Source organism: Herbaspirillum sp. UBA812 (assembly GCF_002296545.1).
Taxonomy (GTDB): Bacteria; Pseudomonadota; Gammaproteobacteria; order Burkholderiales; family Burkholderiaceae_D; genus Herbaspirillum; species Herbaspirillum huttiense.
This window is the reverse complement of record NZ_DBIC01000149.1, coordinates 1-219: the sequence shown is the minus strand read 5'-3', so window position 1 is coordinate 219 and position 219 is coordinate 1. Positions and strand designations below refer to the sequence as shown.

The window sequence follows — 219 nt, the reverse complement described above, 5'->3', positions numbered from 1 at the left end:
ATCCTTTCTTCACCACCAAGCCGACCGGGCAGGGCACGGGGCTGGGGCTGTCCATGGTGTATGGTTTTGCCGGCCAGTCGGGCGGTGCGGTGCGCATTTATTCAGAACTGGGTCAGGGTGCGACGCTCTGCATCTACCTGCCGCGCCACTTGGGCGAAGCCGGGGAAGAGGACCTGCCGTTGCCGGACGACGGCTCTGCGGCGGCAGCGCCTGGCAGCA

At 66.7% G+C, this 219-nt stretch carries 1 protein-coding gene; it reads left to right on the top strand.

Annotated features, from left to right (window positions below; all coding sequences use genetic code 11):
- Positions 1–219 (top strand): ATP-binding protein (locus tag B3873_RS09425; RefSeq protein ID WP_349676441.1); only part of this gene is annotated, 219 nt, incomplete at both ends.